This window comes from Luteibacter sp. Sphag1AF, from assembly GCF_014192715.1.
Lineage (GTDB): Bacteria > Pseudomonadota > Gammaproteobacteria > Xanthomonadales > Rhodanobacteraceae > Luteibacter.
The window spans coordinates 968,637-991,043 of record NZ_JACHYH010000001.1; the positions used below are offsets into that span (position 1 = coordinate 968,637).

Below are 22,407 nucleotides of genomic sequence, written 5' to 3' on the forward strand. Positions count from 1 at the left end.
CTGAAGGCCTCAGGAGCGGGACGATCCGAACAGATCGACCGGATATTCAGGCTTGCGCTCACGCGCCATGAGGGTACGCAGCCCCTCCACCGGGGTGACGTCTCCGTGCAGCACGGAGCGGACGCCAGCGGCGATGGGCAGATCCAGCTGGTGCTTGGCGGCCAGACGGGCCACCTCGTCAGCCGTAACCACGCTTTCCACGACCTGACCGATCTCGCGGACGGCCTGATCCATGGGAATGCCCCGACCGAGGGCGAGGCCCAGGCGGCGGTTTCGCGACAGGTCGCCCGTGCAGGTCAGGACCAGATCACCGAGACCGGCCAGGCCCATCAACGTTTCCGCCCGGGCACCGAGAGCCACGCCGAGGCGCAGCATCTCGTTCATTCCACGCGTGATGAGACCCGCACGTGCATTAAGCCCAAGCTCCATGCCATCAGCCACGCCCGTGGCGACCGCAAGCACGTTTTTCATTGCGCCACCGAGCTCCGCTCCCAGGATGTCGCTGCCCGTGTAAGCGCGGAAATTCGGCGCATGCAGCATGGTGGCGAGCTGGTGAGCGAAGTCGGATTCGTCCGAATGCACGGTCACCGCACTGGGCAGTCCTGCTGCCACTTCCCGCGCAAACGACGGCCCCGTGACCACGGCGGCCGCGCGACCCGGCAGTTTCTCGTGCACCACTTCGTGCAGGAAGCGGCCCGTGCCCGTCTCGAAACCCTTGGTGGCCCACGAGATGGAAGCACCTTCGTCCAGCAAGGGCGCAATCTCGTCCAGCATGGACGCGAAGGCGTGACTGGGAACGACGATGAGCACCACGCCGGCACCGCGAAGTGCCTTGGCCAGGTCCGGCTCGTAAGTCAGCTCGGGCGGCAGGTCCAGATCCGGCAAATACCGGGCATTTCGGCCGGTTTCTGCCATCGCGGCCAACGCTGCGGCATCGCGCCCCCACAGCCTCGTTGGCACGTTGTTACGTGCCAGCAAGGCGGCGAGCGCGGTCCCCCACGAGCCGGCGCCGAGAACGGCGACGACGGGATGAGCGGCGGTGGTCATGGATCAGCTGTTGAGCGTGCGCGGTTCTTCGCTGCCGCCAACGGCCTGGGTGCGCTGCTGTTCGGCATACAGGGCGTCGAAGTTGATCGGCTGAAGCAGGAACGGGGGGAAACCGCCTTCCTGGATCATCGAGGACACCATCTGGCGGCCGTACGGGAACAGCAGGTTCGGGCAGTAGCTGCCGAGGATGCCGTCGCGGTCTTCATCGCTGAAGCCGGCGATGCCGAAGATGCCTGCCTGGTGGACTTCCGCCAGATATGCAGTGCGCTCGCCGAGGTTGCAGGTCAGCGTGAGGCTGAGCACCACTTCGTACATGTCGCCGCCGATATCGGTGGCCTTGTGACCGAGGTTCAGCTGGACCTGCGGCTGCTGCTCGTTATCGCCCATTTCCTGGAAGATCTGAGGCGCGTTGGGCGCCTCGAACGACGCGTCCTTTACGTAGATCTTCTGCAGCACGAGCTGCGGCTGGCCTGCCTGGCCGTTTGCGTTGATCTCTGCCATGCGCTTAACCCCTTCGGAATGGAAGCTTTTGATGAATGAAAGACGGATACACGAAAGGGGTCGATTGTTTCATAGAACCCGCAGCCCCGCACAGCCCCGGGTTGCGTCAGGACGGGCAATTCTGAGAGAATGCCCGGCTTCCCTATGCCGACCCGATTCTTCGGGCAAGTCCGCCACGCGATGCGGGCCTTACGGACAGGACTGCTTTACCCCCTCCAGCCATCGCGTGGCGATCCTTTTCGCCGCTGGGCCGATGCCGTCCTGGCCAAAGGGCGGTCCAACGAATTACGGAGGTCATCATGGCCCGTAGATGCCAAGTCACCAACAAGGGTGTGCAGACCGGTAACAACGTGTCGCACGCAAACAACAAGACCCGTCGCCGCTGGTTGCCGAACCTGCACGAGCGCCGCTTCTGGGTCGCCAGCGAAAACCGCTGGATCAAGCTGCGCGTTTCCAACCACGCGCTGCGCACGATTGACAAGAAGGGCATCGAGGCTGTGATCGCCGACCTGCGTGCCCGTGGCGAGAAAATCTGAGGAGCATGAGACATGGCTGGTAAGCGTGATAAGCATCGCCTGGTTTCTACCGCGGGTACGGGACACTTCTACACCACGGACAAGAACAAGAAGAACATGCCGGAAAAGATGGAGTTCATGAAATATGACCCCGTCATCCGCAAGCACGTCCCCTACAAAGAAGCAAAGATCAAGTAATTGAAGAAACCCGCCGCAAGGCGGGTTTTTTTTTGCCTGTGTGATCGGTGAGACAGCCCTGGGGGTCCGCGCTCCGCCCGGATCGGTTGCTCCGCGGCTTGATCAGCGCGCCCACCGGAGCCTTTCGCGAAGACCAAAAAAAAGCCCGCCGAAGCGGGCTTCTCCATAACTTGCGAAGCCGCTTATGCAGCGCCGACCGCCGAATAACCCTTCAGGCGCTGAGCGAACTGCTGAAGCGAGCGGATGCCGCTTTCTTCGGCTTCCACGATCCACTGCTGAAGCGCCTTCAGTGCGTTGTCGGCACCACGCTGCTCCATCAGGGCGACCAGACGGGCGCGGAACTCGCACACGGTGGTCAGCGTCGGGCGCTTGGCCATCACGGCCTGCAGGCGCTCACGACCTTCGCTGTCGAGCCAGCGGCCACCATCAGCCAGCGCACGACGCATGCGACGCGGCACGGCCTTCATGTTCTCGCCGGCGTGACCCACTTCTTCGCGCAGCGTCGGCAGGATCACGTCACGGTAGTAGTCCGTGGTGGCCTGGAAACGCAGCGCCAGCACACCCTTGAGGGTTTCGGCATCCGGAAGATGCACATTGGGGCGAATGTCGAGCGTGGGAGCCACACGCAACACCTTGGCCAGACCCACGGCGCGCAAACCGCAAATCACTGCCCAGCCAATATCGAACTCCCACTTGCGCAGCGCAAACTTCGCCGAGCTGGGGAACGCGTGATGGTTGTTGTGCAATTCTTCGCCGCCAATCCAGAAGCCCCACGGCGAGATGTTCGTCGCGGTGTCGGAGCTTTCGAAGTTGCGGTAGCCCCACCAGTGGCCGATGCCATTGACGAAGCCTGCGGCCCAGAACGGAATCCAGATCATCTGCACAGCCCAGATCGCCAGGCCAGCGGCGCCGAACAGGGACAGATCAATGATGGCCATGAGGGTCGGACCCCAGTACGGATGACCGCCGAGCAACTTGCGCTCGATCCAGTCGCCCGGGGTGCCGCGGCCGTACTTCTCCATGTCGGCCTTGTTGTAGCTGGCCTCACGGTAAAGCGACACGCCGTCCCAGAACACCTTCTTGATGCCGTAGATCTGCGGGCTGTGCGGGTCTTCCTCGGTTTCCACCTTGGCGTGATGCTTGCGATGGATGGCCACCCACTCGCGCACCACCATGCCCGTCGTCAGCCAGCCCCAGAAACGGAAGAAACCGTTGAGGGTCCAGTGAAAGTCGACGCCACGATGGGTCTGGCTACGGTGGTAGTAGAGCGTCACGGTAAAGATCGTGAGCTGCGTCACCACGAGCAAATAGACCAGCATCCCCACCCAGCTTGCGCGGGTAAGGCCATTGGCCAGGAAATCGAGAATGGAATCGAGCATGTAGGCGATAACCACGCGGCAAGTGAAGGAGTCGTGCAATGTCAGTCTAGCCGTACCACTCCATACCCACCAGCACGGTGGCGGGCCTATTTGTGAAGGGGTCGGTTGTATGAAATGGGGGCGCCCGCGACAATCGCCACATGACCCGATGCCACCTCGTTCAGCTTGCCCGTCCCGCCCTTGTGGATGCGCTCCTGATGCTTGCACGTTTACCGTCGTTCGCCGACGTAGCCGCATGACCGGCGCTGCTTTGCTGAATATTACGGCCGTTTCCCGCCGCCGTGCCGGTCGTCAGGCCGTGGCCAACCTCACCTTCAGCCTGAATCGCGGCGAAGTGCTGGGGCTGCTTGGCGTCAATGGCGCGGGCAAATCGACCACGCTGTCGATGCTTGCCGGAGCCCTGGCGCCTGATTCGGGCAGCATTCTGCTGGACGGGCGCGACTTCATGACGCGCCCGGAACTGGCACGCACGCTGATCGGCTGGCTGCCGGAAGCGGCGCCGCTATGGCACGAGCTGACCGTACACGAGCACCTGGTAGCGTTCTCGACCCTTCGCGGATCGTCCCGAAAAGACGCGCGCACGGCCGCCGACACCATCATCGCCCGGCTTCAGCTGGGCGATCTGCGTCACCGGCTGGCGGGTGTGCTCTCCCACGGGCAGCGTCAGCGCCTCGGCCTGGCCTGCGCCCTGGTCCACTCCCCCGCCCTCATCATCCTGGACGAGCCGGCTAACGCGCTCGATCCGGTGCAAGTGGGCGAACTGCGCAAGCTCATCCGGGAGAAGGCCGCCGCCGGTTGTGGCGTGATCCTGTCCACGCATGTGTTGAGCGAAGTCACGGCCGTGTGCGATCGCGCCGTCATTCTTCATGAGGGGCAACTGCGTCACGATGCGCCGCTGCGCCACGACGCGGACGGGCACGCCCTGGAAACCACTTTCTTCTCCATCGCGACGGGAGCGGCCGCCGCATGAGCCTCACCGCTGTTACCCGCCTGGAACTCCGGCGCCTGTGGGTGCGCCCGCTCGCCTGGGGCCTGGCCGCCCTCACCATCGCGTGGCTGGCGTGGACATTCACGCTGTCGCTCGGCACCTTCCTGGCCATCCAGGTAAAGCTCGCTGCCAGCCCGGATGCAGGTGGATTCACCGACTACGTGTCGATCCCGCTACTGGCCGCCCTGGTGGGCATGTCGCTGCTTGTCGTGCCACTGCTGACGATGTCGACACTGGCCGGCGAACGACGTGCTGGCACGCTGCCGCTGCTGGTCTCCACCGGCATCGCGCCGTGGAAACTGGTAACGGGCAAATATCTCGCCGTGCTGGCGTGGCTCATGCTTTGGCTGCTGGTCACGCTGGCCATGCCGCTGGTATTGGCCGCATCCAGCACACCCGACTGGGGCAAGCTGGCCGCCGCCACGCTGGGCACGGCACTGACGCTGGCTACCGTCGCCGCCATCGGCATGGCCTGCTCCGCGGCTACCAGCTATCCGGCCATCGCGGCGGCACTCACGCTCGTGATCACGCTGGCGTTGTGGGCCGTGGATCGCGGTGCGCAGATGGCGGGTGCCAGTGGCGGATTCCTTCAATGGCTGAGCCTCGACACGCACCTGCACAACCTGCAGCGCGGCCTTGTGGTCAGCAGTGACCTGATCTGGTTTGCGCTGGCCATCGCGCTGTCGCTGGTACTGGCCACCCGACGACTGTCGGCCGACCGGGAGCGTCACTGATGCGTCGCCTTGATCGCTGGCTCGTCCTTCTTGCGCTCATCATTGGCACCGGCTGCATCGGTTACCTCAGCACGCGCCATGTCTGGGTCGCCGACTGGACGCGCGGCGCGCGCGCCAGCCTTGCGCCCGAAAGTGTCGCGGTACTGAAGAAACTCGACGGCCCAGTCGATGTGGTCGCCTATCTCTCGCCTGCTGGCCCACTGCGCGAACAGATCGCCGCCGTCATGGAACGCTACACGCGTGAGAAACCGGATCTGAAGCTGAGCTTCGTCGATCCCGACCTCGACCCCGCCGCATCACGTCAGCTGGGCATCACGGGCAACGGCGCAATTCTCGTGCGTCATGGCACGCGCGAAGAACGCGTGGAAAGCGATGTCAACGAACGCAGCATCAGTAATGCGCTGGAACGCCTGACACGTGGCGGCGAGCGCATCGTCGCGTTTGTCACCGGCGATGGCGAACGTCAGCCGGACGGCAAGGCCAATGCCGACCTTGGCCAGTTCATGAGCGACATGGAGCGCCGCGGTCTGCGCGCGGTGCCACTCAACTTCACCCAGGTGATGGGCGTTCCCGAACACACCGATCTGGTCGTGCTCGCCAGCCCATCCGCGCCATTGCCTCCGGGCGCCGTGCAGGCGCTCGTGGACTACGTGCGCGGTGGCGGCAACCTACTCTGGCTGACCGAACCGGGCGATGAAGATCTGGGCACCGGTCCCCTGGCCGAAGTGCTGGGCGTACGCGTGCTTCCGGGTGTGCTTGTCGATGGCCAGGGCGCCGCGCTCGGCTTGCAGGACCCGCGCCTCATCACACTGGGCGACTATCCGTTCCATGCCGTGACCCGGGGCTTCCGCCTCACGACCCTGTTCCCGCAAGTGGCCGCACTGGCCCAGGTGTCGGATCACGACTGGGCCGTCGTACCGTTCCTCCGCTCGGGGGATCGCAGCTGGACAGCATTCCACGGTATCGACAATGACAAGCCCTCCACCATCCGCTTCGACGCCGCAGCCGGTGAACTGAAAGGCCCGCTGGACTTCGGCTTCGCACTGAATCGTCTTTCCCCGCGCCCGGATCGCAGCGAACAACGTGCGATGGTAGTGGGCGACGGCGACTTCCTCTCCAACACGTTCCTCGGCAACGGCGGCAACCGGGCGCTGGGCGAGCGCATGATCAACTGGCTGCTTGGCGACGACGTGCTGATCGACATGCCGTCGCGCGGCGCACCCGACCGTGTCGTGCCTCTGACCCAGACAACGCTCAACGCGCTGACATTCGGGCTCCTCGCGCTGCCACTGGCGCTGATCATCGCCGGCACACTGATCGCCTGGCGCAGGCGCAAACGCTGATGTCCCGCATGCTGCGACGTCGCGTTATCGGCGCCCTGGTATTGGCCACGCTGCTTGGCGGCGTGGCGTGGCAGTTCCATGAAGACATCGCGGACATGCGCGCCTACACGCTTCTCCCACTGGAGCCTGAGGCAGTGGACAGGATCGAGGTCACGCTTCAGGGCCACCCACCGGAGCACTTCGAGCGCCGTGAGGGCCGCTGGTCTGGCGATGCGCACAGCCCGGAGGATCTGGGCCGCATTGAGGAGCTGGCGTCGCTGGCCGCTACGCCCGTGGATCACTGGCAACCTGCCAGCGACTTCGTGCCCGCGCGCATCGGCCTGGCGCCGCCCTCGGCCATTCTGGTACTGAACGATCAGCGCGTGGAGTTCGGCGAAATGACGGCGCTGGGCAAGCAACGCTATGCCCGCGTGGGCGAGCGCATCGCATTCGTACCCGCACAGGCCCTGCCCCGCGCACCCCGCACCGCCTCGCTACCCACGGCCACCAACGCCCCCTGATCCCGCGTGAGCGTACGGGGCAATTGCTTCCCGCCGCGCCTGCCTCCATCTTGTGGCTCATGCCTGAGCTTCCCGAAGTCGAAACTACCCGCAGGGGCATCGAGCCTCACGTCGTCGGACGCCGCGTCAGCGGCGTGGTGTTGCGCCGCGCCGATCTGCGCTGGCCGATTCCGCCCGAAATCACCAGCGACCTGCCCGGTCAACGCATTGACGCCGTGGGGCGCCGGGCGAAGTACCTGCTGCTGCGAACCGCCATCGGAAGCGCACTGGTCCATCTGGGCATGACTGGCGTGCTGCGCGTGCTGTCGCCCGACGTACCCGCCGGCAAGCACGACCATGTCGACATTCTTCTCGATTCCGGCCAGCTGCTGCGCTACACCGATCCGCGCCGGTTCGGTTCGGTGCTGTGGCAGGCCGAAGGCGAAACGCACACCTTGCTGACCAGCCTGGGCCCGGAACCGCTGACCGACGATTTTGACGGCGACCTGCTGTGGCATCTTTCGCGCGGTCGCAGCGCACCGGTAAAGACCTTCCTCATGGACAATGCCATCGTCGTGGGCGTGGGAAACATCTACGCCAGCGAAGCGCTGTTTGCCGCGGGCATCGACCCGCGCCGCCCGGCGGGCAAGGTGTCGCGCGCACGTTATGGTGCGCTTGCGCAGGAAGTGAAACGCATCCTGGCGCACGCCATCGCGCGCGGCGGTACGACGCTGCGTGACTTCCTGAGCCCGGATGGCCTGCCTGGCTACTTCTATCAGGAACTGTTTGTGTACGGACGCGCAGGCGAGGCCTGTAAGGTGTGTGCCAGCCCCATACGCTCCGTCGCCCTCGGACAACGCGCGTCATTCTTCTGCCCCACCTGTCAGCGCTGACCCACACAAAGAGTCGGCGTCGCCCGATCCGCGAACCCGTTATTCCCTGAATCGAAAAAAAAGAGCGTAAGCCTACGCTAGTGCCTCCACGGAACGGAGGCACGCATGAAGAAGAAATGGACGTCCATATGGGTGAGTCTCGCACTGGCCGCAAGCAGCGGCGCTTACGCTCAGGCTGCAAAGCGGCCTTACATCCATGACATGAATCAGCCGTTCGACAAGTACACCTGGGTCACGACCCACAACTCGTACAACACATGGTTTTCGCCACTGCCCAGCCAGCTTCTTGGCGTGCGCGCGCAACTGGACAGCGGCGTTCGCGGCCTCGGCTTCGACATCCACGAGGTGGGAGGCCGTGTTTATGCATGTCACGGCTCATGCCTGGCCGGTGGCAAGCCGTTATCGGAATACTTCAATGAGTCGGTGATGCCGTTCCTCACAAAGGAACCCTACGCCGTGCTGACCATCTTTCTGGAAGACTACGTATCGCGCACCGCCCTGCAACGCGAACTCAGCCGGATACCTGGCCTCGGGCGCATCACGTTCAAACCCAACACGTGGAACACCACCACATGGCCTACTCTCCGGCAGATGGTCGATGCCAACCAGCGCATTGTGTTCTTCGATGTGCAAAAGCCCGAGAACGCCGGCGACTATTCGCTTCCCGATGGCACCGCGACCATTCTGGCCGGCAATGCCGGCACCACCGAGAATCACTGGGAAATGGGCAAGACCATCTTCGAGCACGACTGGTCATGCAAGCGTCGCTGGTCAGGCATCCCCCTGGCGCCGTCACCGGTGGCGTTCGCTGGCAAGACCTGGACTCGTCCGTTTGTGATGAACCACTTCCATGGAGGCGCGGAAAGTTCGCATTCGGGCTACGACAACCGCTATGACGTGCTGGGCGCGCGCGTCGATGGCACCTGCAAAGCTGAAGCAAAACGCGCACCCAACTATCTGGTGATCGACCATTTTGAAAAAGGCGACGCCTTCGAGCTTGCCGGCGTGTTGATGCAGGGCGGCATCGTTCTTTATGAAGGAAACAACGCCTCGCAGAATGTGGTGTGCGGCATTCCCGGCCGCATGGCCGCGAACTTCAGCTTCAACCAGAGCGACCGTCGCGGCTGCGAGAACGACGAAGCTCGTTCTGCCACCATCGAGAACGTGCCGGCAGGAACCATCTTCCAGCTTTATGACTCTCCCTCCGCCAGCGGGAATGACGACTACTTCAGCGTTAAGGTAGTGCGTGATCTCACAGGTCGTAAAGTGACCATCCCTTCGTTTGAGCGCTCGTATATGAACGAAGACGTCGTCGTACTTGCGGGTAGACGCAACGGTCTGGATGGCAAAGTGTCGTACGCTCGCGTCATTGTGCCCACCACGGCGAAGCACGCAGGGACCCCGCCCCCGTGATGTTCTTCGGAAAAGTCTTCGCCATGGGCAGCGCAATGCTGCTCATGGCACATACGGCGGCCCATGAGGCATCACCTCCGCTTCTCGACCGCCGCTTCGACCAGGTAGCGTGGTTGACGACGCACAACTCGTTCAACGTAGGCACAGGTGGCAATCAGGACCAGTCGATCTCCCGTCAGCTGGCCGATGGCGTCCGCGGCCTCATGATCGACATTTACGATCAGGATGGTCGCGCCGTCGTTCGCCACACCCGCGTGACGCGGGGCGAGTTTCTGGCTGACCTGCTCAACCGGGAAGTCATTCCCTTCCTGCAGCTCACCCCCGACGCCGTGGTGACCATTTTCCTCGACGACCACGTCAGCGCCGAAGTGCTCAACAGGGAACTGGACAACTCACTGGGCCTCGCACCGCTGGTATTCGATCCGGATACGTGGGACACAGCGGAATGGCCCACTCTGCGCGACATGATTGATCGTGGCCAGCGGTTGCTCATTTTCAGCTATGAGCTCGATCACCCGACGGCACGCCGGTACAACACGCCGGAAGGTGCGGTGCGCGTTATGGCAAGCACCGCCGGCACGGTCGAGAATTACTGGAGTCTGGGACTGACCCGCTTTTCGCATGACTACAGCTGCGTCAGTCGGTGGAAACCCGGCTTGCCGTTAACCACCGCCAACGTGTCGTGGCAAGGAAAAGCGTGGTCACGCGTATTCGTGATGAATCATTTTCACGGCATCTCGCTGCTCAGCGACGCCCACCACGACAACCGCCTAAACACCCTGACCGAGCGCCTGAACGATTACTGCTATCCGGCCGCCGGTCGCAAACCCAATTTCGTTGCGCTGGATTACTACAACCTCGGCGACGGCATGCGCTTTGTGGAAGGCATCAATAACGGAAACATTGATCCCGGCAAGTAGACATCCACCCATTGTCCACGGAAGGACTGGCTCATGAAGGCAGGAATCATTGCGACGTTGCTCGCGCTGCTCGCATCCGGCACGGGCGAGGCACAGGTTGCTCCACGCCCTTACGTGCACGATCTGGACAGGCGCTTCGATCAGTACACATGGGTGACTACGCACAACGCGTTCAACACGTGGCTGTCACCCGTACCCAATCAGAGCCGCAACATCACCCGGCAACTGAACGATGGCGTGCGAGCCCTGATGCTCGATCTGCATGAGCATCAGGGCGGCGTGTGGGTATGTCACGCCAGCTGCCTGCTGGGAGGCTACCCGCTGTCGAACTATCTCAACCAGCACATCATTCCGTTCCTTGCACGCAACCCGGAAGCCGTACTGACGCTGCACCTGGAAGATCATTCCACGCGCAGGGAGCTTCACAGCGAGTTGCTGAGGGTGCCCGGACTTGGTGCGCTGACGTTCGATCCGCAACGATGGAGTTCGACGGAATGGCCGACGCTGCGCGAAATGATTGCGCGCCATCAGCGCCTCGTCATCTTCGATTTGAACAGGGAAAATGCGGGGGACTATCCCTTGCTGGACGGAACCGCGACCATCCTGGCAAGTCAGGACGGTACCAGTGAAAATTTCTGGGAACTGGGAAAAACCACGTTGACGCACGACAACGGCTGCCGCTCGCGCTGGCCGGATGTCGGCCTGGGTCCGGCACCCGTGGCCTTTGAGGGAAAGACGTGGCAGCGGCTCTTCGTAATGAATCACTTTCACGCGCTCAGCGAGTACTTCCATGCGGGAGTGGACAATCGTTACGACGTCCTGCGCGATCGCGTGTACGGGCATTGCATGGATGCAGCGGGTCGCGTGCCGAACTATCTGGCCATCGACTACTACGAGCAGGGTGACGCGTTTGAACTGGCAGGCGTGATTCGCCAGGGCGGCATCGTTCTCTACAAAGGACGCGATGCGACGGGCACGCCAGTGTGCGGCGTGCCTGGCCGGATGGCCACGGGCATCAGCATGAAGAGCAGTGACCGGCGTGGCTGCGAGAATGATCAGGCGCGTTCGGCCACAGTGACCAATGTGCCGGCCGGCACCGAATTCACTGTTTTCGACTCACCCCAGGCGTCCACAAAGGACGATTACGCGGTCGTGCGCGTGCTTCGTGACCTGGACAACCGGACGGCGATCATCCCATCGTTCAACCGTTCGCTGCGCACGGAGGACATTGAGCTGACGGTGCACTATCGCAACGGTCTGGACGGCAGCATCTCGTACGTCACTGTTGTACCGCCATCAGCGGCATCAAGCCGCTGATGGCGGGCTGGGACGGCGTCAGTCCGGCCAGCGCATGTCCGCGTGGCTGTTGTTGTAGCGGGGATCACTTTCGTCACCGCCCAGTTTCACCGTCAGGCCGCCGGCGATGCCGTCGACTTCAACTGACTGCCCGTCGTCAAAGCGAGCGCCCAGTGCCTGCAGTTCCACAAGGTTTTCGGCCAGCGCACCGGCACGATCAATCTCCCGATCCGGGACATTGGACAGGCTGATGTCCGGGCGACCGAACTTGCGCATGCCGCGCGTGCGCACCCAGGAACGGCCACGCACTTCCTCGGGGCTGCACAGGATCAGCACATGATGACGCGGAGGCGCGCCACCGGGCACCAGATAGTGTTCGCGCCACGACGGCGCATCGAACAGGGTGAGGATCTGCGGGTCGATCACGACCTTGCCACCAATGTCGGTCAACCCGGCGATCACGCCCAGTGTGTCGCGCAGATAGTCGAGCTGGGGGCTGTCCGGAAAGCGTCCACGAATGGCCATCACGTGCGGTGCGGCCTTGGCGGCCGCCCAGGCTTCCGGATTGTCTTCCTTCAGCAGTTCGCCCAGCGCACCGGCCAGCGGATAGCCTTCCCAACGCGCCAGCACGGTGTTCTGGAAACGCTGCATTTCCACGCCGTCGGGCAAGCCCGGGCTACCGTATTTTGAGGTGGGAATGACCAGGTCTTCAGGAAACGCGCCGAATACGAAGAACAGCAGCAGCCCTTCCTCGTTGGATTCCTGCCAGTAGGGACGGGGCCATTGCGCTTCGTTGGTGGTGTCAGTCACGCGAAATTCCTTTCAGGTCGCTTCAGGCTTCGCCCAGCGGGAGAACGGGTTGTTGCAGCTCGATTCGGCCTTCGCCCGCAGTGATGGTCTTGAACTCGGCTCGGCTCACGGAGACATAGCGGTCGTTGCCACCAATCTCAACCTGCGGTCCCTGGGTCACGGCGCGGCCGTGTTCATCAACGCGCACAACCATGGTGGCCTTGCGCCCGGAGTGGCAGATCGTCTTGATTTCATCAAGATTGTCGGCCCAGGCCAGGAGGTACTGGCTGCCCTCGAACAGTTCACCGCGAAAGTCCGTGCGCAGGCCATAGGCCAGCACCGGAATGTTCAGGCGATCCACCACATCGGTGAGCTGCCATACCTGTGCCTTGGTGAGGAACTGGGCCTCATCCACCAGCACGCAATTGAGCAGGCCGCGGGTGGCGATGTCTGTTTCCACGGTGGAGTAGATGTCTTCCTCCCCGGAAAAGCGCACCGCGCGGGCCTTCAGCCCGATCCGCGACGCCACCATCCCCTCGCCATAGCGGTTATCCAGCGCCGGGGTGAGGATGAGCGTGCGCATGCCCCGCTCATGGTAGTTGTGAGCGCTTTGCAGCAGCGTGGTGGTCTTGCCGGCATTCATCGCCGAATAGTAGAAATACAGCTTGGCCATGGTTGCGCCCCGAACGTGACCGCGCATGGTAACCCGCGAGCCCCCAAGGCACGAAACGGCCGTGCCGGCGGTCCCACGGGACGCGATCCCCGGCTCTGCTACCATCGGCCCCCGCCTGACCCCATTCACGCCCGACGGCGCCCACTCCATGCTCAATCCGCAACAACACGCGGCGGTCGAATATTGCGACGGCCCGCTTCTCGTGCTGGCTGGCGCCGGCTCCGGCAAGACACGCGTGATCACCGAGAAAATCTCGCACCTGATCACCCGGCGACATCTGGCGCCCGAGAAAATCGCGGCCATCACCTTCACCAACAAAGCGGCGAAGGAAATGCGCGAGCGAGTCGGGAAGCTCATTTCCGATGATGCGTCCAAGGCAGTGACGGTCTGCACGTTCCACGCGCTGGGCCTGAAATTCCTGCAGATCGAGCACGACCGCGCGCAACTGCGCCGCGGCTTCTCGGTGCTGGATGCGGACGACAGCGGCAACATGATCAAGGAACTGTCGCCCAAGGGCATCAAGCCCGACGTCTTGCACGGCATCCGCAACCTCGTGGGCCGCGCGAAGAATGCCGGGCTCACGCCCGACGAGGCGATGGCCGCCGCGCGCAGCCCGCGCGAACTGGAAGCGGCGCAGATTTACGACATGTACCAGACGCGCCTGGCGGCGTTCAACGCGGTGGATTTCGACGATCTGATCCGCCTGCCGCTACGCATTCTGGAAGCCGATGAAGAAGCCCGCGCCATCTGGCAGGAACGCCTGCGCTATTTGCTGGTGGACGAGTACCAGGACACCAACGATGCCCAGTACCGTCTGCTGCGCACGCTGACCGGCACCAAAGGGCGCTTCACCTGCGTGGGCGACGATGACCAGAGTATCTACGCCTGGCGCGGCGCCAACCCGGAAAACATCGACCAGCTGGGCAAGGACTTCCCCGAGCTTCGCGTCATCAAGCTGGAGCAGAACTATCGCTGCGCCAAACGCATCCTGCGCGCCGCGAATCACCTGATCGCCAACAATCCCCACGTGCATGAAAAGCGCCTGTGGAGCGATCACGCCGAAGGCCCGCCAATCCGCGTGCTGGAATGCAAGGACAACGAACACGAAGCCGAACGCGTCGCTTCCATCGCGGCCAGCCTGCACGAGAAGTACAAAGACAAAGTCCGCTGGAGCGACTTCTGCATCCTGTACCGCGGCAATTTCCAGGCCCGCGCACTGGAAAAAGCACTGCGCCTGGCGCGCGTGCCGTATCACCTCAGCGGCGCGCTGTCGTTCCTGGACCGTGCGGAAGTCAAAGACATCCTGTGCTATCTGCGGCTTCTCACCAATCCCACCGACGACGCGGCGTTTCTGCGCGTCGTCAACGTGCCGAAGCGTGAAATCGGTGCGACCACGCTGGAACGTCTGGGCACCATGGCTCAGACGCGCAACGCATCGCTTCTGGAAGCGGCGCGCAGCGATGCCGTGCTGAAAACCATCGCACCGCGCTCGGCGTCCGCGCTGGCGTCGTTCTCGCGCCTGATGGATGAACTGCGCAGCGCGTCGATTCACCAGACCGCTGCCGATCTGGTGGACACCGTGCTTGATCGCACCGGTTACGCCGCACAGATTGCCGCCACGGTAGCCGACCCCACGCTGCGCGACCGCAAGCTGGGCAATCTGCGCGAACTGTCCGACTGGTTCCGCGCCATGGGCAAGGATGGCGGTCGCACAGGCGATCTCACGGCGCAGCTTGCGCTGCTCAGTCACGCTGATCGCGACGATCCTGGCAATGCGCTACGCATGATGACGCTGCATTCAGCGAAAGGGCTGGAGTTCCGCTTCGTATTCATCGTCGGCTGCGAAGACGGCACGCTGCCGCACGAAGGCGCGCTGGACGAGGGGCGCCTCGATGAAGAACGTCGCCTGATGTATGTGGGCATCACGCGCGCCAAGGAATTGCTGACGCTGTCCTTTGCCGCACGCACCCGCAAGTACGGCGAGGTACTTTCCAATGATCCCAGCCGGTTCCTTCAGGAACTGCCGCAGGACGACCTGCATTGGGACGGCAAGGACCCGGAAGCCGACGCGGAGGTGGTGCGCGAAACCGCCGCCACGCACATGGCGCGGATCAAGGCGATGCTTGCCGGTGGTGGCGCCTGATCAGATCAGGCGCTGCGCTTCCAGCTCGCTTTTCAGATAAGCGTAGTAAATGGGGCCGGCCACCAGGCCGGCGATCCCGAACGCGGCCTCGAAGACCAGCATGGCAACCAGAAGCTCCCAGGTGCGCGCACGAATCTGACCACCCACGATGCGGGCGTTGAGAAAGTATTCGAGCTTGTGCACCACGATCAGGAAGCCCAGCGCCGCCACGCCCACCCACAGCGATACCGACAACCCGGCTATGGTGATGAGCGTGTTGGAAATGAGGTTGCCCACCACCGGCAGCAAGCCGACCACGAACGTCAGGATCACCAGCGTTTTGGCCAGCGGCACTTCAATGCCGCACAGCGGCAATGCCACCAGCAGGAACAGCGCAGCGAGCACGGTGTTGATCGCGGAAATCTTCAGCTGGGCAAAAATGATGTTGTGGAACGCCTGCGCCAGCCGCTTGGTACGGGTGGACAGTTCAAAGGCCAGCGGACGGGTGGGACGCCCGGCCGACCCGTGGCTCAACGCCACAATGGCGCCCAGCACTAGGCCGATAAGGATGTGCGCGAAGACGCGCGCCGCCGTCGTGCCGACCAGTCGCAGGTCTACGGCATGGTTCTTGGCCCAGTTCATTCCCCGCTCACGCATGTCGCCGAGGCTGTCGGGAAGATGCGAGGTGAGAAAAACGGGAAGCTGCTCATGCGCCTTGGTCAGCAGCGGCAGGAGCTTGGTGTTCCACAGTTCGTCGGGATTGCCGAGATCCCGGCGGTAGAAGCCAAGCCCGCCCGCGACGATCAGGATGATGGCGCCCACCACGATCACGCTGACGAACCCCACGGCAATCAGACGTTGCCGCTCGCCCGGCAGGAAGCGGCGAAGCAGCGGGGTCAGCGACTCCACCACCTCATAGACCAGCAGTCCGGCCAGCAGCGCGGACACCAGATGCAGCATCAGCACGCCCCAGAGGGCGAGCGCGGCCAGCACGTAGCTGGCAAGTCGAACCATGCGGGCGTCCGCGGGCGTGGCGATCATGCAGTCCTTCCGGCATCAACGCCCGGCGGGCGTGGTGGCGGCATTTCAGCAGCCACCGGATGAATCCTAGATCAATCGCTCCGCTTCCAGCTCACTCTTGAGGTAGGCGTAGTAGATGGGCGCAGCCACCAGACCGGGCAAGCCGAACGCCGCCTCGAAGGCCAGCATGGCCACCAGAAGCTCCCACGCACGGGCGCGGATCTGTGTACCCACGATGCGCGCATTGAGGAAGTATTCGAGCTTGTGGATCAGGATGAGGAAGCCCAGCGCCGCAATGCCCACGTACAGCGACACCGACAGGCCAGCAATGGTGATGGCCGTGTTCGACAGCAGATTGCCGATCACCGGCAGCAGTCCGACGATGAAGGTGATAACGATGAGGGTCTTGGTCAGAGGCATGTGCACACCGAACATGGGCAGCACCACCACGAGGAAAATCGCGGTAAACAGCGTATTGACCAGCGATATCTTGATCTGCGCGAACACGATGTTGTGAAACGCATCGGCCAGACGCGCGGCACGCAGGCTCAAAGCCGCGGCAAACGGCCCCACCTGATGCGCCGGACGGGCGCGGCTCAGTGCAACGATGGCGCCCAGCACCAGACCGATGATGATGTGCACGAACACGCGCGCCGCTTCCTTGCCGGCCAGTTGCAGGGCAACCGCGTGCGAACGCGTCCACTCCAGTGCGGTCAGGCGAAGATCGTCCACGCTGTCGGGCAAATGAGCCACGATGGATTGCGGCAACTGGGCACGTGCACGCTCCACCAGCGGCATGAGCTTGTTCTGGTAAAGGTCTTCCGGGTTGCCCACTTCGTTGCGGAAGAAGCTGATGGCGCCGAGGATCAACGCGATCAACAGCCCCACGACGATCACGCCAATCAGTGCCACGGCCAGCACGCGGGCACGGTCACCCGCCAGCCGCCGGCCCATCAGGGGCGCAACAGAGACCACCACCTCGTAGACCAGCAGCCCCGCGAGCAAGGCAGGCAAAAGGCGCAGATAAAGTACGAGAAAGAGACCGGCGGCGGCTCCGATATAACTGGCAATGCGTACAGCGTTCGACGGCTTCTTTTCGACACCCATGGGACACACCGCAAAAACAGGAGCACCGAGTCTGGCAGGTGCCATGCCCGGGAACCAGTGGGGGCGATGACCTCGCGCCCCGGGCATGCGGCGATGTCTTGCCGCTGTCGTAAACTCCCCGCATCATCGGTCGGCTAAAAAAATCAGGGTTCCCCATCTATGTCGTACAAGTTCCAGGCGCTCGCACTGGCGTCCGCCCTCGTCCTCGCTGGCTGCGCTTCTGCGCCGGCCAATCCGCCGAAACACGCTGATGCCGCGCCTGTAGCGACAGAAAAGGCGGCCGCTCCCAAGGGTCCGGCCGGTGACGACAACCTCAATGCCGTGATCTGGTCGCAGCGCGCCGTCGAGCACGACCTCATCTACTCGGAGGTTTATCGCCAGGCCCAGGAACGCCTTCTCATCGCAAAGAAAGACTCGACCTGGGACGCCCTGGCAAAAGATGATCGCGCCATTCACAAGGACCTGAAGGGCTTGAAGCCCGCCATCGTCCTGGACATCGACGAAACCGTGCTCGACAACTCGCCCTATCAGGCACGCCTGATCCGCTCCGGCGGCGAGTTCAACGAAGCTGACTGGGCGGCCTGGTGCAAGGAAGCGGTCGCCCGTCCCCTGCCCGGCGCCGTTGAATTCACGAAGTTTGCGGCTGACCATGGCGTCGCCGTGATCTACATCTCCAACCGCGCCAAGGATCTGGATCAGGCCACGCTGGCCAATCTGCGCAGCGCCGGCTTCCCGGTCTCCGGACCCGATGCGTTCCTGGGCCTGGGCACGTTCGTGGAAGACTGCGAGCAGGTGGGCACCGAGAAGGGTTGCCGTCGCCAGCGCGTCGCCAGCCAGTACCGCGTGCTGATGCAGTTCGGCGATCAGATCGGTGACTTCGTCAACGTGCTGGCCAACAACGACGAAGGCCGTGAAAAGTCGATCGCACCGTACCGTGCCTGGTTTGGCCAGCGCTGGTTCATGCTGCCGAACCCGACCTACGGCGCGTGGGAGCCGGCCCTGTTCGACAACGACTACACGGCGCCGCGTGAAGATCGCCGCCAGAAGAAGATTGACGCCCTTCGCGTCAAATAACAAAAACAACAGGTTACACAGACATAGCTAAAGCATTGCTTTAGCTATGTCTCCCAACTATCATCGCACTCGCCGAAACCCGCTGATCCGCAAATCCACGCGGGCGAGGCCATTTCCCTTACCGGCTTCGGGCCGGATAGCCCCGTGAGGCCTTGCGCCTCCGGGGTTTTTCTTTGCCTGTTGTATGGCGCCCCGTCGCCCGCGTACGCTGACTGACCCCATGCGTCCCGGACGCCTGTCGAGATTCCGCCATGCGCCGCCGACTGCTTTTGCGTTCCCTGTGGTTCGCGCCGTTGCTCATCATCGCCCTCGTCATTGCCTGCGGCAAAAAAGAAGCCCCCGCTGTCGCCTCCCCCGGCTCGCCCGAGGAAGCCGTACGCGCCTCTTTGCTGATGCTGCGCGATGGCCAGTTCGACGCGTACTGGCGCCATTCGCTGCCGCCTGCGGACTATCGCAACCTCAAGGCCGACTGGCCGCATCGCGAGATGGCCACCGATCCGGTCACGACCGAGGAGCGTGAGCGCTTCATTGCCGGCGTGAAGCGGCTGACTGATCCGGACGCCGAAAAGAAGCTGTTCGCCGATATTCGCCCGAAGCTCGTGTCCTACGACAAGGAATACAAGGATCAGATGATTCTCATCCTTGGCGTGTTCCAGTCTGTGGCGCTCACCGCCATCGACCAGGCCAAAGACCTCTCGCTCTCCCAGAAACGCCAGCTTCGCGAAGCGATGACGATCATCAATCCGTGGGCGCAGACCGTGCCCTGGGGCGACCAGGCGCGTGCCAAAGCGGTCATCGCCATCCTGACCGAAACAGCGCGCAAGCTGGATCTGTCCACTCCCGAAGCGCTGCGCAGCCTGGATTACGACACCAGCATGGCCCGCTACGCCATCGGCTGGGACGGCATCAAGCGCGCGCTGAACGTGTATGGCCTCTCGCTGGATAAGAGCTTCGACTCCGTGGAAATCGAAACGCTGGAGACCAGCGACGGCTCGGCCCATCTGAAAATCCGCTACACGCTGCTGGACAAGCCCATGGAGACCGACGCGACGATGGTGCTTCTGGACGGGCACTGGTACGACAGTGATGTACTGCAACGGGTGCGCGACCAGCACGCACGCCTGAATCCGCCCGCTCCTGCCGCGCCGGCCACCGTGCCGGCGCCCGCTGCGACGGTGGCCAGCCCGGTCAGCGCACCGGTCGCCGATGCACCTCGCCGCTGAGGCCTTACAATGCGCGAATGCCTGATATGCCTATGACTCCGGACCAGCGCGTCCACCGCGCGCGATCCCCCTGGTGGTTCAACCTGCTGGGAAAGCTGCTCGAACCCTGGGTGCGCATCAAGCGCGAACCCGCGGAACCCGCCACCCTGCTCGCCGGACAGACGGCGGTCTGCTACGCCATCGAGCGAGATGGCGTCTCCGATGCCCTCATTCTTGAGCGGGCCTGCCGCGAGGCTGGCCTGCCCAGCCCGATGCAGATCCTTAACCTGCCCGGTCGCCGCAGGCGCTCCGTGTTTTCGCTGAGCCGCCGCGATGGCTGGCTGTTCGGTCGCACCGATGCGCGCGGCCCCAAGGAACCCATCGGCCAGCTCATCCAGGCGCTGGAAGATGCGCCGGAGCGCGATATCCAGGTCGTGCCCGTGTCGATCTACGTGGGTCGCGCACCCAACCGCGAGAGCGGCTGGTTCAGTGTGCTGTTCGCTGAGAACTGGATCGTGGTCGGCCGCTTCCGCCGGATGATCGCGCTGCTGCTCAACGGCCGCGATACCGTGGTGCACTTTTCGGCACCAGTGTCGTTGCGCAGTGTGATGACCGAATCCAATGGTCTGACGCCCGAGCGCCTCACCCGCAAGATTGCCCGCGTGCTGCGCACACACTTCCGCCGCATTCGCGCGGCCGTGGTCGGGCCGGATCTGTCTCATCGCCGCACCGTGGTCGATGCCGTGCTCAATGCCGAGCCCGTGCGTGCCGCCATCGCATCCACCGCCACCAAAGAGAACATCCCGCTCGCGAAGGCGCAGCGCCGTGCACGTGACTTCGCGTTGGAAATCGCCGCGGATTACTCGCATCCGGTGGTTCGTTCGATGTCGTTCCTCCTGTCCAATTTCTGGAACAAGCTGTACGACGGCATCGCGATGCATCATTTCGACAAGGCCCGCGCTGCGGCGCCGGGACACGAAGTGGTGTACGTGCCGTGCCATCGCAGCCACGCCGACTACCTGCTGCTGTCCTATCAGCTGCATTACTCCGGTGTGGTTTCACCGCACATCGCGGCGGGCGTGAACCTGAACCTGCCAGGCATCGGCCCCATTCTCCGTCGCGGCGGCGCGTTTTTCCTGCGCCGCAGCTTCAAGGGCAATGCGATGTATTCGGTGGTGTTCAACGAATACCTGGCTCAGCTCGTGGACCGCGGCGTGCCGCTGGAATACTTCATTGAAGGTGGCCGCTCGCGAACCGGCCGCCTGCTGGCGCCCCGCGCCGGCATGCTGGTGATGACGGTGCGCGCCTTCCTGCGCGCGCCCCGTCGCCCGGTGCTCTTCCAGCCGGTATACATCGGCTACGAGAAGCTCATGGAAGGCAAGTCCTATGCGGGCGAGCTGTCCGGCAAGGCAAAAGAAAAGGAATCTCTGCTCGGCCTGATTCGCGGCCTGAAGGTGCTGCGCCAGCGCTACGGCCACGTGACCATCAACTTCGGCGAGCCCATCGCGCTGACCCCGATGCTGGAAGTGGCCTCGCCCGACTGGCGCGATGTCACCGGCGATGCCGATGCGAAACCGGAGTGGCTCAACCGGGTGGTGGACGATCTGGCTGACCGCATCCAGATCAACATCAACCGCGCCGCCGACGTCAATCCGATCAACCTGCTGGCGCTGGCGCTCCTGGCCACGCCCAAGCACGCCATGGCCGAAAGCGACCTGCTGGCACAGCTTGAGCTGACCAAGGCGATGCTCATCGAGCTGCCGTATTCCGACCGCGTGACTGTCACATCGATGAATCCCGCGGGCATCATCGCTTACGGCGAACAGATGGGCTGGATTCGCCGCGTGCGTCATCCGCTGGGCGATGTTCTCGTCGCCGAAGGTGAGCAGGCCGTACTGCTGTCGTACTTCCGCAACAACGTGCTGCATCTCAACGCCAGCGCCGCATGGGTTGCCACGTGCTTCCTCAACAACCGCCGCATGTCTCGCTCGTCGGTGTTGCGCCTTGGCCGCATCATTTATCCCTTCATCCAGGGCGAACTGTTCCTGCCGTGGGACGGGGAAGGCTTCGCGCAGCAGGTGCAGGACACCATCGATTTCTTCGTGCGCCGCGGCATCCTCGAATCCACGGGCGACGGTCGCCTGCTGGAGCGCGGCCCTGGACAGGATGACGGTGCCTATCAGCTGCGCGTCATCGCACGCAGCATGTTGCAGGCATTCGAGCGCTACTACATCGCCATCGCAGCGCTGGTGAAAAATGGTCCGCACACCATGAGTTCGGCGGAGCTTGAAAACGCGTGCACGCTCACGGCCCAGCGTCTGAGCCTGCTCAACGAATTGTCTGCACCGGAGTTCTTCGACAAGGCCCTCTTCCGCGGCTTCATCCAGAAGCTTCGTGAAGCACGGATCGTGTGGACGGATGAGGAAGGCAAACTCGATTTCGACGCGGTGCTCGAAGACATGGTGCGCGATGCCCGCGTCATCCTGGCGCGTGAAGTGCGTCATTCCATCCTGAAGATCACGCCGGGTGACAAGGGCGACCGTGACCTCGACGCGCGCCCTCCGGTCGATCCTGACGGCTCGTCGGCTGGCGACTCACTGCATGATCGTCACGTCGCCAACGAGCAGACGCGTCACGCAAAGCACTGACGAAAGCGATACGAGCGGCGGCGCGCAACCCGCGCCGCCGCCACATGTAGGAACCGCGCCTTTTTT

Annotated in this window: 21 protein-coding genes; 14 read left to right on the forward strand and 7 right to left on the reverse strand. The window is 63.4% G+C overall.

Going from position 1 to position 22,407, the window contains the following annotated elements:
- Window positions 1-9: 9 nt before the first annotated feature.
- Both FHW69_RS04400 and secB read right to left on the reverse strand, forming a co-directional pair.
- Window positions 10-1,047, reverse strand: coding sequence for an NAD(P)H-dependent glycerol-3-phosphate dehydrogenase (locus tag FHW69_RS04400; RefSeq protein WP_183421777.1), 1,038 nt, complete (start codon window positions 1,045-1,047; stop codon window positions 10-12).
- Between the two features lie 3 nt (window positions 1,048-1,050).
- Window positions 1,051-1,548 carry a protein-export chaperone SecB gene (gene secB, locus FHW69_RS04405; RefSeq protein WP_183421778.1) on the reverse strand — a complete coding sequence of 166 codons (498 nt, stop codon included), beginning with the start codon at window positions 1,546-1,548 and terminating at the stop codon, window positions 1,051-1,053.
- Between the two features lie 299 nt (window positions 1,549-1,847).
- Here secB and rpmB point away from each other — a divergent pair, with 299 nt between their 5' ends.
- Both rpmB and rpmG read left to right on the forward strand, forming a co-directional pair.
- A complete protein-coding gene (rpmB, locus tag FHW69_RS04410) occupies window positions 1,848-2,084 on the forward strand; it encodes a 50S ribosomal protein L28 (protein WP_183421779.1) in 237 nt (78 codons plus the stop codon).
- 12 nt (window positions 2,085-2,096) lie between these two features.
- Entirely contained in the window at window positions 2,097-2,261 is a 165-nt protein-coding gene (rpmG, locus tag FHW69_RS04415) for a 50S ribosomal protein L33 (RefSeq protein WP_183421780.1), read from the forward strand.
- 182 nt (window positions 2,262-2,443) lie between these two features.
- Here the strand turns inward: rpmG and FHW69_RS04420 are convergent, their stop codons facing one another.
- Window positions 2,444-3,640: a fatty acid desaturase gene (locus FHW69_RS04420; protein ID WP_183421781.1), complete on the reverse strand. Its 1,197-nt coding sequence runs from the start codon at window positions 3,638-3,640 to the stop codon at window positions 2,444-2,446.
- A gap of 235 nt (window positions 3,641-3,875) precedes the next feature.
- On the opposite strand from FHW69_RS04420, the gene FHW69_RS04425 reads away from it, so the two are divergent.
- The 8 genes from FHW69_RS04425 (at window position 3,876) to FHW69_RS04460 (ending at window position 11,727) form a co-directional block, all read left to right on the forward strand.
- Window positions 3,876-4,610 carry an ABC transporter ATP-binding protein gene (locus FHW69_RS04425; protein ID WP_183421782.1) on the forward strand — a complete coding sequence of 245 codons (735 nt, stop codon included), beginning with the start codon at window positions 3,876-3,878 and terminating at the stop codon, window positions 4,608-4,610.
- Window positions 4,607-5,362, forward strand: coding sequence for an ABC transporter permease (locus FHW69_RS04430; protein WP_183421783.1), 756 nt, complete (start codon window positions 4,607-4,609; stop codon window positions 5,360-5,362). The genes FHW69_RS04425 and FHW69_RS04430 overlap by 4 nt, the downstream gene beginning before the upstream one ends.
- Window positions 5,362-6,705 (forward strand): DUF4350 domain-containing protein, encoded by a 1,344-nt coding sequence (locus FHW69_RS04435; RefSeq protein ID WP_183421784.1) that lies wholly within the window; start codon window positions 5,362-5,364, stop codon window positions 6,703-6,705. The genes FHW69_RS04430 and FHW69_RS04435 overlap by 1 nt, the downstream gene beginning before the upstream one ends.
- A complete protein-coding gene (locus tag FHW69_RS04440) occupies window positions 6,705-7,205 on the forward strand; it encodes a hypothetical protein (RefSeq protein ID WP_183421785.1) in 501 nt (166 codons plus the stop codon). Before FHW69_RS04435 ends, FHW69_RS04440 begins: the two co-directional genes overlap by 1 nt.
- Before the next feature lie 59 nt (window positions 7,206-7,264).
- Window positions 7,265-8,077 (forward strand): bifunctional DNA-formamidopyrimidine glycosylase/DNA-(apurinic or apyrimidinic site) lyase, encoded by an 813-nt coding sequence (mutM, locus tag FHW69_RS04445; RefSeq protein ID WP_183421786.1) that lies wholly within the window; start codon window positions 7,265-7,267, stop codon window positions 8,075-8,077.
- 105 nt (window positions 8,078-8,182) lie between these two features.
- Window positions 8,183-9,490: a hypothetical protein gene (locus tag FHW69_RS04450; RefSeq protein ID WP_183421787.1), complete on the forward strand. Its 1,308-nt coding sequence runs from the start codon at window positions 8,183-8,185 to the stop codon at window positions 9,488-9,490.
- Window positions 9,490-10,410 (forward strand): hypothetical protein, encoded by a 921-nt coding sequence (locus tag FHW69_RS04455; protein ID WP_183421788.1) that lies wholly within the window; start codon window positions 9,490-9,492, stop codon window positions 10,408-10,410. Before FHW69_RS04450 ends, FHW69_RS04455 begins: the two co-directional genes overlap by 1 nt.
- A 33-nt stretch (window positions 10,411-10,443) precedes the next feature.
- Window positions 10,444-11,727, forward strand: coding sequence for a hypothetical protein (locus tag FHW69_RS04460; protein WP_183421789.1), 1,284 nt, complete (start codon window positions 10,444-10,446; stop codon window positions 11,725-11,727).
- 18 nt (window positions 11,728-11,745) lie between these two features.
- On the opposite strand, the gene FHW69_RS04465 is transcribed toward FHW69_RS04460, so the two are convergent.
- Window positions 11,746-12,516: a hypothetical protein gene (locus FHW69_RS04465; RefSeq protein WP_183421790.1), complete on the reverse strand. Its 771-nt coding sequence runs from the start codon at window positions 12,514-12,516 to the stop codon at window positions 11,746-11,748.
- 22 nt (window positions 12,517-12,538) lie between these two features.
- The gene (locus tag FHW69_RS04470; RefSeq protein WP_183421791.1) at window positions 12,539-13,168 is read right to left on the reverse strand and encodes a thymidine kinase; all 630 of its coding nucleotides are present in this window, start codon (window positions 13,166-13,168) and stop codon (window positions 12,539-12,541) included.
- Between the two features lie 148 nt (window positions 13,169-13,316).
- Between FHW69_RS04470 and FHW69_RS04475 the strand changes: the two genes are divergently transcribed.
- Complete coding sequence (locus tag FHW69_RS04475) at window positions 13,317-15,311, forward strand: UvrD-helicase domain-containing protein (protein WP_183421792.1); 1,995 nt, start codon at window positions 13,317-13,319, stop codon at window positions 15,309-15,311.
- On the opposite strand, the gene FHW69_RS04480 is transcribed toward FHW69_RS04475, so the two are convergent.
- Window positions 15,312-16,331: a hypothetical protein gene (locus tag FHW69_RS04480; RefSeq protein ID WP_255494505.1), complete on the reverse strand. Its 1,020-nt coding sequence runs from the start codon at window positions 16,329-16,331 to the stop codon at window positions 15,312-15,314.
- 66 nt (window positions 16,332-16,397) lie between these two features.
- Window positions 16,398-17,417: a hypothetical protein gene (locus tag FHW69_RS04485; RefSeq protein WP_183421793.1), complete on the reverse strand. Its 1,020-nt coding sequence runs from the start codon at window positions 17,415-17,417 to the stop codon at window positions 16,398-16,400.
- Window positions 17,418-17,576: 159 nt separating this feature from the next.
- Here FHW69_RS04485 and FHW69_RS04490 point away from each other — a divergent pair, with 159 nt between their 5' ends.
- The 3 genes from FHW69_RS04490 (at window position 17,577) to plsB (ending at window position 22,341) form a co-directional block, all read left to right on the forward strand.
- Window positions 17,577-18,491 (forward strand): HAD family acid phosphatase, encoded by a 915-nt coding sequence (locus FHW69_RS04490; protein WP_183421794.1) that lies wholly within the window; start codon window positions 17,577-17,579, stop codon window positions 18,489-18,491.
- A gap of 251 nt (window positions 18,492-18,742) precedes the next feature.
- Window positions 18,743-19,714, forward strand: a complete 972-nt coding sequence (locus tag FHW69_RS04495; RefSeq protein WP_183421795.1) for a hypothetical protein — start codon at window positions 18,743-18,745, stop codon at window positions 19,712-19,714.
- A 26-nt stretch (window positions 19,715-19,740) separates the two neighbouring features.
- A complete protein-coding gene (plsB, locus tag FHW69_RS04500) occupies window positions 19,741-22,341 on the forward strand; it encodes a glycerol-3-phosphate 1-O-acyltransferase PlsB (protein ID WP_255494506.1) in 2,601 nt (866 codons plus the stop codon).
- Window positions 22,342-22,407 lie beyond the last annotated feature (66 nt).